We start from the raw sequence: 15,361 nt of genomic DNA on the forward strand, positions 1-15,361 counted from the left end.
ATTCGCGACGAATTTACATTCTTTACAATTTACCTTTACGGTTTTTGTCGTTTCATTCGTCACGCGGGTTTTACAGGGACAATAAGAATCAATACCATTGGCGTCCCTTTGCCTTCAGGTGTCTTTCCATGTTGCTGCACATTCCCGGCGTGTTCGCGAAAGAAGAAGTGCAGCGCATTCGCGAAGCTCTGGAGCAGGCGGATTGGGCTGACGGCAAGATCACCGCCGGCTACCAGTCGGCCAAAGCCAAGCACAACCTGCAGCTGCCGGAAGGTCATCCGCTGGCCAAGGAAGTCGGCGCGGCGATGCTTGAGCGGCTGTGGAAAAATCCGCTGTTTATGTCAGCCGCGTTACCGCACAAGGTCTTCCCTCCGTTGCTGAACTGTTACACGGCCGGCGGCAGTTTCGACTTTCACATCGACAACGCCGTGCGCCAGCCCAAGGGCAGTATCGAGCGGGTGCGCACTGATTTGTCGGCCACCCTGTTCTTCAGCGAGCCGGATGACTACGACGGCGGTGAACTGGAAATCCAGGACACTTTCGGCACCCAACGGGTGAAGTTGCCCGCCGGCGACATGGTCTTGTACCCCGGCACCAGCCTGCACAAGGTCAATGCCGTCACCCGCGGCACCCGGTACGCCTCATTTTTCTGGACCCAAAGCCTGGTTCGCGAAGACAGCCAGCGCGCCTTGCTGTTCGAGATGGACGGAGCGATCCAGCAGCTGACCCAGGACATGCCCGACCACCCTTCGCTGATTCGCCTCACCGGCACTTACCACAACCTGTTGCGTCGCTGGGTCGAGGTGTAAGTGACGGACTTTCGTTTACGCCGTGAGGAAATTCTCGACGGTGACCGGCTCAAATCGATGCTCGAGGAAAGCCCGGCACGTGCTGCCCAGGCGATTCTGCTCGCCGCCCGTGAAGGCGTGCTCGATGCTCAGGCACTGTTGGGCCAGATTCTGCTGGACGGGCAGGGCATTGAGCAGGATCAGCCGCTGGCCGTGCGCTGGTTTGAGATTGCCACCCAGAGCGGACATTTGATGGCGCGCAACATGCTCGGCCGTTGTCATGAACATGGCTGGGGTTGCGTCGCCGATGCCTCGGTAGCCGCAAGGCATTATCGTCAGGCTGCTGAAGCGGGACTGGATTGGGCGATGTACAACTACGCCAATCTGCTGGCCATTGGTCGTGGAGTGATCGAGGATCAGGTGCAAGCCCTGACTCTGTATCGCCGCGCCGCCGAACTCGGTCACGCCAAATCGATGAACCTGTTGGGGCGGTATCTGGAAGAAGGTAGGGGCTCTTCGGTCGATTCCGTAGCCGCGCACGACTGGTATCGCCGTTCCGCTGAAGCCGGGGATTTTCGTGGCCAGTTCAGTTACGCCAGTATCCTGATTGACCAGACAAGGATCGCGGAGGGGCTGGCATGGTATCGCCGCGCGATGCTTGGCGGAAATCTTGCGTTTCTGAAGGTTGCGACCCAGACATTGATGAGTGCGACAGACCCTCGTGTGCAGGCCTTGGCCGGGGAATATCAACAAAGGTCGCAGTTATTAAGCAACTCTTTGAATGTTCCTGCATAGTCTCAGCTTGACTGGAAATGCTGTTAAGTTGGTTCTTTACGACTTGCAGTGTGGGTTCGCTATATTTGATTAGGTGAATACATTTAGATTCAAGTGAGTGTTTTGAGGTTTTTGTTTTTTCGAATAGTCTTTGTTCGAGGCCTGAGGTTGTTTCTGGTCTTCATTCTTTTTAATTTTTATTTTTTGACTAATTAATGGAGTCGTTATGTCTAATGATTTGTTGTGGGGGGATGCGTTAAAAAACGCAACGCCGGAAGAAGTAGTAAAGTTTGCCGTTGAAGCACCCAAGCTGTTTGCTGACGGTTCTGTCGGAGCGCTTGATGGATCCACCCGTGATTCGGGATTGTTGCTGACTAAAAAACAAATAATTGATCTGCGCAAATATGAGGCGGCCGGTCTGGCGTTGCCTTATACCCTGGAGGATGTCAGAAACTATCTGCGCTTTGGTGCCGGTCAGGATGGTGGCCCTGGACTGAATCCTGAAGACTTCCTGACCACTTTCCTGAATACCCGAAATCATGCCAGACGCTGGTCGCCACTGCGCGAGCGGATTATGTTGACTGGGCGTGGTCTCAAGGATTTTGCCGACAGCATGTTGACCTATGGCGCTTCGATGAAAGAGGTGTACAACGAAGTAAAAGCCTCCGGCCTTTTGGAGAAGCACAACATCAAGACGCTGGAACAGTTGAAGCAACTTGAGCTTGAACTGGGTGACAAATTTCCAGGTATTGAACTGGAAGATGACACCCTCAGTACGCTTGATTATTACTTGAAGCGTATCTTTGAAAAAATCGATTTCAATCTACAAACGGTCGGCGGTATCAAGAAAGATCTTGATGTGTTTGGCTATGATCTGCGCGAACACATCTTGCCAGGAATAAAGCTGAGAGTCGGTCTGATTGAAAGTAGTTCTTTGCCCGAAGATATTAAACAGCTAAAAGCGGTGATCGATGAGCGCTCAAAAGAAATCGATATCAAAAACACCGAGTATAAGGCCGCTGTTCAAGAAGCCCTGAAAGCCGCTGCCGGAATGAATATTGTCGGGCTGGCGATGGCTATTTATATGGGGGTGGAAGCGGAAAATATCCGCGCCCGGCGCAACGAACTATACGCCCAACAAGAAATGGACATTCAGTCGCTTGCCAGCAAGAACCAGACCCTGGGATCGCTGGCGCGGGTCAAGCTTGATCTGCAAAGTCTGATGATTGTAGCGATCGACGCCGATGTAGCCACGCAGAACCTGATGCATGTCTGGAGCGTTCTGCACCTGTGCATCAAGAACTCTACAGGCGCGGTAGGCCGTATCAATGACGCATTGAGTCTCAGGATTTTCATGACTGAATTTGAAGAAGTGGTGGGTCCATGGGAGCAGATCAAATCGGATTCGGACAAGCTGATTGAGGTTTTCAAAGAGGCGGACGAAGAATACGAGCGCAATTACGGCAACACATCGCGTGCGATGGCATCCACCGCATCGCTTCAAGAAACTTACCCGGCACTCGACCTGGATACATTGAGGATTAGCCATTCACAAATGAGCGAGCATCGCACACAAGCGCATGTATGGCGGGTAAAGCTGAATTACCTGCCCGATCTGTTTGATCGCTTCAATCGACTTGTCCAAGGCGTCGGTCAGGGTGCCATGGAGCTGCAAACTGCGGCGCTTGAAAGCAGTAATGAGCTAGAAGTCAGTCTGCGACGTCTGGGTGGGCTCGAGAAGGAACTGGCGGGCGAGAATGATGAGCAGGTGATCGACGAGATCAAGGGAGAGCGTCAACAGTTGTTGAACCATGTTGCAGAAGCAATTGCCCCGCAAGGCTCTCGGCTTAGCAAATCACTGAAAGAAATCAGTGATGCGTTCGACATGCGTTTGACCCTGGCTTACATCACAGACTTTGAGCACGACGAAGAGCAAGCCAAAGCGGAACTCGTTGTGCTGAAGGAAAAAACCGTTGCCCTCAAGGACGAGCGTAAGTCTGTTATCGACGCTATCGAGATTCTGGAAAAGAAAGGCATCGAGGAGCTTGGCAAGAATATCACGCTGACTATCGATAAAGTGGTGGCGCTGGGCCTGACACCACCGCAAGTCGCGGTGGTGATGCTCGCAATCGATCAGCTCAAGAAGACCATCGGGGATATCGGGGAAGGTATTCGTTTTCTGGATATGGTTCGAGAAAGTGACAAGCTGCAAGTAAAAATCGCGATGCTCGACAAGGAAATTGGTCTTCAAGACGGTGCCGTCAGTGCATCGGCCGGCAAGATCAAATACCTGCAGGCCATTCACTCGATTGAAGAACAACGCAAAGACTACGTGGCGAGTTACAGTCCGGCGATTAGCGCTTTTGAACGGTACCTGGCCGCTACCGACAAGGATGCCTTTACCGATGATGACGTTCGCAGCGCCACGTTCAAAGCGCAAGCGAAATTGTTCATTGCATTCCTTAATCCTGTTTCGGTCCCTAACCGTTAAGTTGGGCTGAGCATTCCATCAAGCCGCGTTAATCAAGGTGCCATGCCACTCCCCGGTTAACACGGTTAGCCTAACGATACCTGATCGGTGGCTATTGATGGTTTGCCATGATGAGGGAATACAAATGCTTGATTATTTACTGGCAGAAAAGAACTTCGTTTCACTGAAACAGTACGTTGACCTGTTAAATGCTCTGCCGGATGTTTTGGCGAGAGTAGAAAACTTTTCCGACGCCATCAAGCGGTCGGGGCACTCCATGTTACAGCCACCCAATGCCCAGGCGTTGATACAGGTGGCAAGGGCTAACGCGGCCAACTGGCAGCTGATCATTTGTACGATGCCTCAGTTGGGCGCACTCGCGGCTCGGGTTGTCATGGATATCGACAGTTTCAGTCAAGAGTTCCGTCAGATGGCCGAGGACCGTGCCAAGCGGAAATTACCACTCTCAGCCATTGATCCTGGACAGTTCAGCGTGGTCAAGTCCCCTGAATGGGGAGGAGCGCCCCGCGCCAATCTGATCGATGTCATTCGGGAGCTTGCGTTACGCCTTGGGCGCTGTCGGCAGATCGCGGCTCAGTTCAAATCGACGGTACGCAGCGTCGGTGAAACGATTCATAGCATTTTTGTTCGATTCATTGAGTCACTTAGTCTGCCGATATGCGCATGCCACGGCGTGAACACCAAGATAGAAGTCTATTACAGCCTGGGCCGGATCGGCCTTCCAAACATGCAGTACGATCCGGATGAGCGCTATTCCGAGCAACAACGGATGGAGATGGCAAGGGATCATTTGGCGCGTTTGATCGGTCTTTACCGCTGCACGGGGGGGGCGGTAAACAATCTGAGCGACTTCTGTTATCGACTGACGTATATCCTGGATGAAGCCTGGAGGGAGCTTGCAACCAGTCATCCCGCGCAAATTGTGTCACGTGCCAAGTGCTCGCTGAGTCTGGTCGACCATTCGATCCTGGAAGTTAAGTCGATGTCTGAACAGCTGATTCAAATGTCGAAACGACAAAAGTAAAAAAAAGCCCATGACTGGTCATGGGCTTTTTGATTTCTGCGTTTAGCGCTTAGACGTAAAACGACTTCAGCGGCGGGAAGCCATTGAATTCAACTGCGCTGTAACTGGTGGTATACGCACCCGTCGACAGCCAGTACAAACGATCACCAATCGCCAGGTTCAGCGGCAAACCGTACTTGTAGTTTTCGTACATGATGTCGGCGCTGTCGCAGGTCGGGCCGGCGATGACCACTTCTTCCACTTCGCCTTTTTTCTCGGTCCAGATCGGGAACTTGATGGCTTCGTCCATGGTTTCGATCAGGCCGGAGAACTTGCCCACATCCGTGTACACCCATCGCTCAACGGCGGTACGGGATTTACGTGCAACCAACACCACTTCGCTGACCAGTATGCCGGCGTTGGCGATCAGCGAACGGCCTGGCTCCAGAATGATTTCCGGCAGTTCGTCGCCAAAGTCTTCCTTGAGGAAACGGATGATTTCTTCAGCGTAGGTTTCCAGGCTGTTGGTGCGGGTGATGTAGTTGGCCGGGAAGCCGCCGCCCATGTTGATCAGCTTCAGGTGAATACCGTCTTCTTCTTTCAGACGCTCGAAGATCACTTTGACCTTGGCGATCGCCGCGTCCCAGACGCTGATGTCGCGCTGTTGCGAGCCGACGTGGAACGAGATGCCGTACGGCACCAGGCCCAGGTCGCGGGCGAGGATCAGCAAGTCCATGGCCATGTCGGTCTGGCAGCCGAATTTGCGCGACAAGGGCCAGTCAGCGGTGGTCGAGCCTTCGGTGAGGATGCGCACGTAGACTTTCGAACCCGGTGCAGCCTTGGCGATGTTGCGCAGGTCGGCTTCGGAGTCGGTGGCATACAGACGCACGCCCTTCTCGTAGAAGTAGCGAATGTCTTTGGATTTCTTGATGGTGTTGCCGTAGCTGATGCGATCCGGGCCGACGCCCTGGTTCATCACCTTGTCGAGCTCGTAGATCGAGGCGATGTCGAAGTTCGAGCCTTTCTCTTTGAGCAGGTCGATGACTTCCACGGCCGGGTTGGCCTTGACCGCGTAGTAGACCTTGGCGAATTCGAAACCGGCGCGCAGGTCGTCATAGGCCTGGCTGATCATCGCGGTGTCGATCACCACGAATGGGGTTTCTTGCTGATCGGCGAACGCCTTCATTTTCTGGAAGGTATCGCGCGCGAAATAGTCATCGACGTTGATCGACATGCTGGGAACTCCTACTGGCAAACTAGATTAATCAATGGGTGCGAGGGTGTGTCATCAATGAGTTCGCGAGTGCGTTGTCGCCTGAGCGCGTGCCAGGCAAGGCGCAGGCCGCCGCTAATGGTCATTCCCTTCGCAAGGCCTGCAACGCAGCATGGCGCGCGCTCAGGCACAACCCGGAGGGCCGGGCCTGCTTTTGCGCAGGGCTGCGTTGCTCGTCCCTTATTTGGAACAACCAAACTCCGGTCCTCGCGCCTTGCCCTGCGCAAAAGCAGGCTCCGGCGCACTCGTGAACTCATTGATGACACACCCTCCTGAACGTCCTCCGTATCCCCACTTTGGTTCGCCTACTTCCCAAGGCATGTCGCCGAAAGCAAAAAGGCCACGGGAGGCGGTGCTTCCCTTGGCCTTGCTGTCTCGTCGTCAGTACTTGAGCCGGATGGATCGTTTCCAGCATGGACGTTCGGCGCGAACTTTAGGGCGTGAGGGGCTTGAGATCAACAAAAAATGTCGCGTTTTTGCACGCATCCGTCGTGCGGTCTCGGACAGTTACTGATGTAACCGACCTGCATGACAGTGTGATGTTCCCCTGGCAGGGATATTTGCGGTGGTTCAGCGGGATTTGTGGTGGCCCATTCGCGGGCAGGCCTCGCTTCTACAGGTTCGGTGTCGTGCAAAAAAATGGACGCACGCCACTAATCCTGTAGGAGCGAGGCTTGCCCGCGAGGACGTCAGATCAGGCCAACGCAACTTCCGCAGGCGAAACAATGCTGGTCTTGCCGCCACGGGACTTACCGGAGCTCAAATACTCGGCAATCGATTCCTGGGTCACCTCCCCAAGGAACACCCGCTCGGCATCCATCACCGGTAGCCACGAGCGGTTGAACTCGTACATGCGCGACAGCAGGATGCGCAAATGCTCATCAAACGCCGCCGTCGCGTTGAATTCACGCAGGTATTGTGCGCAGGCGCCGGTCTGACGGTGCAGGTCGCGACGTCGTACATAACCCAACGCTTTGTTCTCACCGTCAGTGACCACCACATAACGACGGTCCAGTTCGTCCATCAACTCCAGGGCTTCAGCCACGGGCGTTTCCGGGCTCACCGACGGGGCGTTGTCCGCCGCGTCTTCGGCTTTCACCAGCAACAGACGCTTGAGGGTGCTGTCCTGGCCGACGAAGTTGCTGACAAAGTCATCCGCCGGGTGCGCCAGCAGCGTGTCGGGGTGATCGATCTGCAACAGTTTGCCAGCGCGGAAGATCGCAATCTTGTCGCCCAGCTTGATCGCTTCGTCGATGTCATGGCTGACCATGATCACCGTCTTGTTCAGCGCCCGCTGCATCTCGAAGAATTCGTTCTGGATCATCTCGCGGTTGATCGGGTCGACCGCGCCAAACGGTTCGTCCATCAGCAACAGCGGTGCATCCGCCGCCAGCGCACGAATCACGCCGATCCGCTGCTGCTGACCACCGGACAATTCACGCGGGTAGCGATTCAGGTATTGCTTGGGCTCAAGCTTGATCATGCTCATCAACTCGCGGGCGCGGTCGTGGCATTTCTGTTTGTCCCAGCCCAGCAGGCGCGGAACGATGGTGATGTTTTCCTCGATGGTCATGTTCGGGAACAGACCGATCTGCTGGATCACATAACCGATGTTGCGGCGCAGGGTCACGGCGTCGAGGTCGGTGGTGTCTTCGCCATTGATCAGGATTTTGCCGGAGGTCGGTTTGATCAGACGGTTGATCATTTTCAGTGTGGTGCTTTTGCCGCAGCCCGAGGGTCCGAGGAACACACAGATCTCGCCTTCATTGACGGTCAGGCTTACCGAGTCCACGGCTTTCACATCTTTGCCGTTGCTTTGGAAGGTTTTGCTGAGGTTTTGAAGTTCGATCATTTCAGGAGTCCAGGTAGGGGGTGTTCGCCGCAAATGGCGGAGCGCGTTGGAGCTGTGATCCCGCCGGGCAAGGCGTGGGACGCAGGAAATGTCGTTTCCTTTTCAAGTCCCACAACGCAGCCCGGCGGGATCACAGCTCCAACCCGGAGGGCCGTGCCCCACAAAGCGCAATCCGTCGTTGCTCGTCGTTCATTTGAAGAAACCAAATCTCTCTCCTCGCGCCTAGTCTTGCGCTTTGTGGGGCGACGGCGCGCCCGCCATTTGCGGCGAACACCCCCTACTCGTCAGCGTGCGTTGCAGCCATTGCAGAAGCAGGTCGGCGAAGATGGCCAGGAGACTGACCAGCACGGCGCCGACGATCAGCATCGACATGTCGCTGCGGCTGATGGAAGCGAGAATGAGTACACCGAGGCCACCGGCGCCGATGGTCGCGGCGATGGTCATGACACCAATGTTCATGACCACCGCGGTGCGCACGCCGGCGAGGATCACGGGCACGGCGATCGGCAACTCGACCATGCGCAGGCGCTGGCCGAAGGTCATGCCGATGCCGCGCGCGGCTTCGCGAATGCCGGGTTCGACGCCGGTCAGGGCGAGGTAGGTGTTACGCATGATCGGCAGCAGCGAATACAAAAACACCGCGGTAATCGCCGGCATCGGCCCCAAGCCCTGGCCGAACGTGGAGTAGAACGGCAACAGCAGGCCGAACAGGGCAATCGACGGCACGGTCAGCAGCACCGTGGCGCTGGCTTGCAACGGGCCGGCGAGGGTCGGGAAGCGTGTCATCAGGATGCCCAGCGGCACGCCGACCAGAATCGCCAAGGTCACGGCAATACCGACGAGGGTGATGTGCTGCCCGGTCAGTTGCAGGACCAGCGGCCAGTCGAGGTGGGAAAAGGCGTTCAGAAATTCCATGGCTTTTCCTCCTCAGTTGATAGGGTGCTGGCGCAGGAAATCGGCGGCAACGGATGAAGGGCTTTCGTGATCGACATCGACCCGCGCATTGAGCTGGCGCATGGTGGCGTCATCGAACAGTTCCGCCAGCGGCTTGAGTTCTTCGGCGAGTTTCGGGTGAGCGTCGAGGTAGACCTGACGCACCACTGGCGCGGCGGTGTAGTCCGGGAAGTAGTGCTTGTCGTCTTCGAGCAGTTTCAGCTTGAAGGCGTTCAAACGACCGTCGGTGGTGTAGACCAGACCGGCAAACACCTGACCATTGCGCAGGGCGGTGTAGACCAGCCCTGCGTCCATCTGGCGGATGTTTTTGCGGGTCAGGTTCATGCCGTAGAGGTCCACCATGCCGTCCAGACCGTCGGAGCGGTTGGCGAACTCGGTGTCCAGCGCCACCAGATGATGGGTCTTCGCCTCAGCCTGCATCACCGTGTTCAGCTCGCTGATGGTGTTGATCTGCGGATACGCCTTCGCGGTGTTTTCCGGCAGGGCCAGGGCGTAGGTGTTGCTGAATTTCGACGGTGTGAGCCAGATCAGGCCTTTTTTTGCGTCGAGTTCTTTCACCTTGGCGTAGGACTGAGCGCTGTCGAGCTTTTCAGTGACATGGTTGTAAGCCACCAGCGACACGCCGGTGTATTCCCACATCAAATCCAGCTGACCACTTTCGTGGGCGCTGCGAGCCAGGTTGCTGCCCAGACCGCCGGTCACCTGAGTGTCGTAACCCTTGGTGCGCAGGTATTGGGAGGTGATTTCCGCCAGCAGGGTTTGTTCGGTGAACACCCTGGCGCCAATGCGGATCACGGGTTTTTCAGCGGCTTGGGCAAATCCTGCGAACAGCAGGACGCAGCCCAATAATAAGGTCAGTCTTTTCATAAATATTCCTTTGCCGAGGCTTAAGACGGGCGAAGGCCGCGTTCGAGCCAGAGGCGGCTGGCGAGTGTCACCAGACCGTCGAGCAGCAAGGCCAGCAGGGCGGTGCAGGCCGCGCCGAGCAGCAGTTGCGGCTGATTGTTCAGGGCGATGCCAGGGAAAATCAGGCTGCCCAGACTGTTGGCGCCGATCAGGAACGCCAGCGGTGCAGTCCCGACGTTAATCGCCAGGGCCACGCGCACGCCACCGATGATGATCGGCACAGCGTTCGGCAGTTCGACCCGCCACAGCACTTGAGTCGGCGTCATGCCGATGCCGACGGCGGCTTCCTTGAGCGATCCCTGGACGTTTTGCAGGCCTTCATAGGTGTTGCGCACAATCGGCAACAGCGAGGCGAGGAACAGAGCGAAAATCGCGGGGCCACTGCCGATGCCGAGGATCCCCAGGGCGATGGCCAGTACGGCAAGAGGCGGCACAGTGTTGCCGATGTTGAAGATCTGCATGAAGCGTTCAGCGCGGCCCACCATGGTCGGGCGGCTGAGAAAGATACCGGCGGGTATGCCCACAATGAGGGCGGCCAGCATGGAAGCGAGGACGAGAATCAGATGAGCTTGTAGGTAAAACAACAAATCGTCGCGGTACTGTTCGATCGTGTTGGTGCCAATCCAGTGGACCAGCAGGGCCAGAAGGGCGACGACAACCGCACCTCCTATCAGCCCCTTGCCATAGCGAATAGCCACAGGCGGACTCCTTTTTTCTTTGTCGGCGAACGCAGTCCCGTGGGGCATGCCATTCCTGGCTGCCGGGATTATCAACGTTCGCGAGAAGCAGCTCTTCATGCTGATGAAACCGCATGAGATCGAGCCATAAGCGCAGCCTCGTCAGGCCAACTTGCTGATTTTTCAGTCCCTGGTACGAGTGCCGTAACAGGGGAGTGGACGCCTCCACCTTTTAAAAGGTTCCATATTTAGAAGCATTTAGCCACCCTTGATGTCGATTACCCGATGTAGCAGCTGCCGAGCCTGCGAGGCTGCGTTCGGCGGCGCAGCCGTCGTAGGATCGATACACGCGGTCTGTCTGATACACCGCAGGTCCGGTTTTACGACGGCTTCGCCGCCGGACGCAGCCTCGTCCCTCGGCAGCTGCTACGGGCGAACGGTGGTCCGTGACGCTCGGTTTGCGCTATACTCGCCGCCCTTTTTTGAATCACCTGCCAGGCGATTTCCCATGACCAAACAGGCCGCCGAAGTCGCGAAGCGCCGCACTTTCGCCATTATTTCCCACCCCGATGCCGGTAAAACCACCATCACCGAGAAGCTCTTGCTGATGGGCAAGGCGATTGCGATTGCTGGCACGGTGAAATCCCGTAAATCCGACCGCCATGCCACCTCCGACTGGATGGAAATGGAAAAACAACGGGGTATTTCCATTACCACGTCGGTCATGCAGTTCCCGTATAGCGATCACATGATCAACCTGCTCGACACCCCGGGCCACGAAGACTTCTCCGAAGATACCTACCGCACCCTGACGGCGGTGGACTCGGCCTTGATGGTCCTCGATGGCGGCAAGGGTGTAGAGCCACGGACCATCGCGCTGATGGACGTTTGCCGTCTGCGTGACACACCGATCATCAGTTTCATCAACAAACTCGACCGCGACATCCGCGACCCGATCGAACTGCTCGACGAAATCGAAGCGGTCCTGAAGATCAAGGCGGCGCCGATCACCTGGCCGATCGGTTGCTACCGCGACTTCAAGGGCGTTTACCACCTCGCCGACGACTACATCATCGTGTACACCTCCGGTCACGGCCACGAGCGCACCGATGTGAAAATCATCGAGAAGCTCGACTCCGATGAAGCCCGCGCGCACTTGGGCGACGAGTACGATCGCTTCGTCGATCAGCTGGAACTGGTGCAGGGAGCCTGTCACGAATTCAATCAGCAGGAATTCCTCGACGGCCAACTGACTCCGGTGTTCTTCGGTACTGCACTGGGCAACTTTGGTGTCGATCACGTGCTCGACGCCGTGGTCAACTGGGCGCCGAAGCCGCTGGCCCGTGTCGCCAACGAGCGCACCGTGGAGCCGGCTGAAGAGAAATTCGCCGGCTTCGTGTTCAAGATCCAGGCGAACATGGACCCGAAACACCGCGACCGCATCGCCTTCATGCGTATCTGCTCCGGCAAGTACGAAAAAGGCATGAAGATGCGCCACGTGCGCACCGGCAAAGACGTGCGGATCGGCGATGCGCTGACGTTCTTCTCCTCCGAGCGTGAGCAATTGGAAGAAGCGTTTGCCGGCGACATCATCGGCCTGCACAACCACGGCACCATCCAGATCGGCGACACCTTCACCGAAGGCGAAGTCCTGGGCTTCACCGGTATCCCGCACTTCGCCCCGGAACTGTTCCGTCGCGTGCGTCTGCGCGACCCGCTCAAGTCCAAGCAACTGCGTCAGGGCCTGCAGCAACTGGCGGAAGAAGGCGCGACCCAGGTGTTCTTCCCGACGCGCAGCAATGACATCATCCTCGGCGCCGTCGGTGTGCTGCAGTTCGATGTGGTCGCCAGCCGCTTGAAAGAGGAATACAAGGTTGAATGCTCGTATGAGCCGATCACTGTTTATTCCGCACGCTGGATCGATTGCAGCGATAAGAAGAAGCTCGAAGAGTTCCAGATCAAGGCCGTGGAAAACCTCGCGATTGACGGCGGCGGTCACCTGACCTACCTGGCTCCGACCCGAGTCAACCTGGCGCTGATGGAAGAGCGCTGGCCGGATGTGAAGTTCCGTGCGACGCGTGAGCATCATTAAGGGCTGAGCGGCTACACAGAAAAACCCCGTTGCGAAAGCTGCGGGGTTTTTTATTGTCTGAAGCCTGATCGTTCCCACGCTCTGCGTGGGAAAGCAGCCCGGGACGCTCCGCGTCCCAGAAGCGGACGCAGAGCGTCCATTGAGGCGCTACCACGCAGAGCGTGGGAGCGATTATTTCGGAACCATTCGACCTAACCCTATTCAAAACCAATCTCCCGCCAAGTCCGCAGCTCACTATGTAGACAGAAATGTTCCCTGGTGAAAAATCATCTGCCATTGCTCGCCATGCTTGCGCCAGACAGAGCTACGCAAGCTGTTGGTTGTGGCGCGTTGATCGATAGCGACGTTTTGGCAGTGATAGGTCACCAGTGCGGTATTTTCTGACAGGGATTTGGTGGTGAATTCGCTGATCGTTCGTTGCGTGAATGGCTGTAGAGGCAATTGCTCGACCACTTCTGCCTTCGACCATATATTGCCGCTGGCGCCAAACTCGACGAAGTCGTCGGCGAGCAGGCGTGAGACATCTTCGGCATTACTCCGAACAGCCTGTGAAAGCAGGTGCTGCTCAAGTATCAACAGTGTTTTTGACAAATCCATGGCTGCGGCCTTTGTCTGAAAGTTCAGCGATACCTTAACTCAAGGCTCCGGAGCGCTGCTAACCCATGAGAATGGGATGTTGCGCAACGGTTTTTCCGTAGGTTTTTTCCCTTGGTCGGGTAGCTTGACTCTGGTTTTGCGTTGTTGGCATTTCTACTCGAGACAACTAAGTCGTAGCCGTCTACTGTTTGAAAGGCAGTTCGCAAATAGCTGCCTTTTTAAGGATCAATGGAATGACAAGTCGGCTGACTCACCTGATTCGATTAGATGGCTACTTCTGTCCAATGGCCTGGGTGCTTGCCGCGCTGCTCTTCATCAATCGGTTGAGCACCATGGTCAAACTGTTCATGGCGCTGTACCTGCGCCAGGAACTGGGGCTGGCGATTGAAACCGTTGGCTGGTTGTTATCCGGTTACGGGGCCGGCTTGCTGATAGGGTCAATGGTGGGCGGACTGCTGAGTGATCACTTCTCCACGGCGAGGCTCACTGCGGCGTTGTTTTTTGTCTCGGCGTGGGTACTGCTCTTGTTGGGGCTGGTCACTGAAGTGCCTTGGCTGGCAGGCATGCTGCTGTTCAGCGGTGTACTCGATGGTGCGATTCGAACGCTTCATCAGCGGTTGATCATGGAATATTGCCAGGTTGCGCAGCGCGCTCGTGCACAGTCACTGAGTCGTGTTGCCAGAAACCTGGGTATGGCTGTCGCAGGGGTGGTCGGTGGGGTTTTGGCGCAGACTGATTTTCGCTGGGTGTTTTTTGCCAGTGCGGTCATGACGCTGTTGGCGTTGCTCTGGTTTGTCCGCACGACATGGCATCGACCGGTTCTGATACCGGATGAGGTGTCTGATAGTGCTTCAGGCTCCTGCGTCCCGTATCGAGATAAACCTTTCCTTTGGTTGTTGGCGGCTGCTGTCTTGCTCGGCCTTGCCTTTGACACGGTCTACAGCATGCTGGGCAACTATTTGCTCGATTATTATCAGTTGGATACTGAAGTCATCGGATGGCAATTTGCACTCAATGCAGTGCTGGTGGTGTTACTGCAAATTCCTCTGTCTCATTGGAGCGAGCGCTGGGGGCACGCCGGCAATTGGTGGCAGGCAGCGTGTTGTTGGCTTGCGGGCTCGGAATGCTGCCTTTCGGTACCGGGCTGTTGTATGTCTGCCTGTCGACGGTGGTTTGGACGTTTGGCGAAGCTCTATTCATGCCGCCCCTGAACGTGCTGGTTATGCGGCATGCGCAAGCAGGAAAAAGTGGGCACTACTTTGGTCTTTTTTTCATGTGCTGGAGTGCGAGTGCGCTGCTTTCGCCCGTGCTTGGAGGCCAGCTGTATGGTCATTTCGGTGGGCATAGCGTCTGGCTGGCAAGCGCGGTTCTGGCGATGCTTTCCATACCGCTGATTTATCAAGCAACTCGCTTGTCGGAGCATCAAAAGGATCTTCCCTTAGCGCGCGGTGAGCCCGCCTCACTTAGCTGATCTGGCTATAGGCATTATTTAAAACCAATCTCCCCGCCAACGGCATTCCGTCCATTCGTTAGCGTCCTATCTGGAGAACCGCGCTGATCGGAACTAAATTTCATTCAGCGCCAGACAGGCACCCACGCCTCACTTATGAAGGATGGAATCGGCTATGAGCATTGTTCAACGCATTGGGCTGTTGTTTAAGGTTTTGGTGATGCTGTCCGTTGGCATGTCGGCGGCGTGGGCGGAATGCCCGGACCATGGTGAGCAGGCCTCGAGCGGGCCGGTGACACACACTGCCTTGATGATTGCAAAATCCGAATCGGAACCGGGCGATCAGGGGCAGGGTGGTAGCGCGGACGATGACGACTCGACCACCGACGAACCGGACACCGACGAGGATGAAGGGGCTTAAATGACAGACAAAAAACCCCTTCTGCCGGACTGATGCACCATCCAAATGTAGGGTTTTTTTCAACTCATCAAAAGCGCGCCCCG

At 56.2% G+C, this 15,361-nt stretch carries 12 protein-coding genes and 1 pseudogene; 7 read left to right on the forward strand and 6 right to left on the reverse strand.

Annotation, left to right across the window (positions count from 1 at the left end; translation table 11 throughout):
- Positions 1 to 128 precede the first annotated feature (128 nt).
- From QK293_RS00705 to QK293_RS00720, 4 genes are all read left to right on the forward strand, one after another.
- On the forward strand, positions 129 to 809 hold the full coding sequence (locus QK293_RS00705) for a Fe2+-dependent dioxygenase (protein WP_008148973.1): 681 nt from the start codon (positions 129 to 131) through the stop codon (positions 807 to 809).
- A complete protein-coding gene (locus tag QK293_RS00710) occupies positions 810 to 1,583 on the forward strand; it encodes a tetratricopeptide repeat protein (RefSeq protein ID WP_282375018.1) in 774 nt (257 codons plus the stop codon). It begins immediately after the preceding gene.
- 205 nt (positions 1,584 to 1,788) lie between these two features.
- Entirely contained in the window at positions 1,789 to 4,053 is a 2,265-nt protein-coding gene (locus QK293_RS00715) for an alpha-xenorhabdolysin family binary toxin subunit A (RefSeq protein ID WP_282375019.1), read from the forward strand.
- A gap of 124 nt (positions 4,054 to 4,177) precedes the next feature.
- Positions 4,178 to 5,077 (forward strand): hypothetical protein, encoded by a 900-nt coding sequence (locus QK293_RS00720; RefSeq protein ID WP_282375021.1) that lies wholly within the window; start codon positions 4,178 to 4,180, stop codon positions 5,075 to 5,077.
- Positions 5,078 to 5,126: 49 nt separating this feature from the next.
- Here the strand turns inward: QK293_RS00720 and QK293_RS00725 are convergent, their stop codons facing one another.
- The 5 genes from QK293_RS00725 to QK293_RS00745 all read right to left on the reverse strand — a co-directional run bounded on the left by QK293_RS00725 (position 5,127) and on the right by QK293_RS00745 (position 10,739).
- Positions 5,127 to 6,290 carry a type III PLP-dependent enzyme gene (locus QK293_RS00725; RefSeq protein WP_282375022.1) on the reverse strand — a complete coding sequence of 388 codons (1,164 nt, stop codon included), beginning with the start codon at positions 6,288 to 6,290 and terminating at the stop codon, positions 5,127 to 5,129.
- 733 nt (positions 6,291 to 7,023) lie between these two features.
- Positions 7,024 to 8,181 carry an ABC transporter ATP-binding protein gene (locus tag QK293_RS00730; protein WP_282375023.1) on the reverse strand — a complete coding sequence of 386 codons (1,158 nt, stop codon included), beginning with the start codon at positions 8,179 to 8,181 and terminating at the stop codon, positions 7,024 to 7,026.
- Positions 8,182 to 8,403: 222 nt separating this feature from the next.
- Positions 8,404 to 9,096 (reverse strand): ABC transporter permease, encoded by a 693-nt coding sequence (locus QK293_RS00735; RefSeq protein ID WP_282375024.1) that lies wholly within the window; start codon positions 9,094 to 9,096, stop codon positions 8,404 to 8,406.
- A 12-nt stretch (positions 9,097 to 9,108) separates the two neighbouring features.
- A complete protein-coding gene (locus QK293_RS00740) occupies positions 9,109 to 10,002 on the reverse strand; it encodes a glycine betaine ABC transporter substrate-binding protein (protein WP_282375025.1) in 894 nt (297 codons plus the stop codon).
- Positions 10,003 to 10,022: 20 nt separating this feature from the next.
- Positions 10,023 to 10,739: an ABC transporter permease gene (locus QK293_RS00745; protein WP_282375026.1), complete on the reverse strand. Its 717-nt coding sequence runs from the start codon at positions 10,737 to 10,739 to the stop codon at positions 10,023 to 10,025.
- Between the two features lie 487 nt (positions 10,740 to 11,226).
- On the opposite strand from QK293_RS00745, the gene QK293_RS00750 reads away from it, so the two are divergent.
- Positions 11,227 to 12,810 carry a peptide chain release factor 3 gene (locus tag QK293_RS00750; protein WP_282375027.1) on the forward strand — a complete coding sequence of 528 codons (1,584 nt, stop codon included), beginning with the start codon at positions 11,227 to 11,229 and terminating at the stop codon, positions 12,808 to 12,810.
- 234 nt (positions 12,811 to 13,044) lie between these two features.
- Here QK293_RS00750 and QK293_RS00755 read toward each other — a convergent pair whose 3' ends face one another.
- Positions 13,045 to 13,407 carry a DUF4440 domain-containing protein gene (locus QK293_RS00755; protein WP_282375028.1) on the reverse strand — a complete coding sequence of 121 codons (363 nt, stop codon included), beginning with the start codon at positions 13,405 to 13,407 and terminating at the stop codon, positions 13,045 to 13,047.
- Between the two features lie 233 nt (positions 13,408 to 13,640).
- On the opposite strand from QK293_RS00755, the pseudogene QK293_RS00760 reads away from it, so the two are divergent.
- Positions 13,641 to 14,878: pseudogene (locus QK293_RS00760) on the forward strand (MFS transporter).
- A gap of 154 nt (positions 14,879 to 15,032) precedes the next feature.
- Positions 15,033 to 15,278 (forward strand): hypothetical protein, encoded by a 246-nt coding sequence (locus QK293_RS00765; protein ID WP_282375029.1) that lies wholly within the window; start codon positions 15,033 to 15,035, stop codon positions 15,276 to 15,278.
- The last annotated feature ends 83 nt before the right edge of the window (positions 15,279 to 15,361 follow it).

It is taken from the genome of Pseudomonas sp. AL03 (assembly GCF_029960815.1).
In the GTDB taxonomy this organism is placed as follows: domain Bacteria; phylum Pseudomonadota; class Gammaproteobacteria; order Pseudomonadales; family Pseudomonadaceae; genus Aquipseudomonas.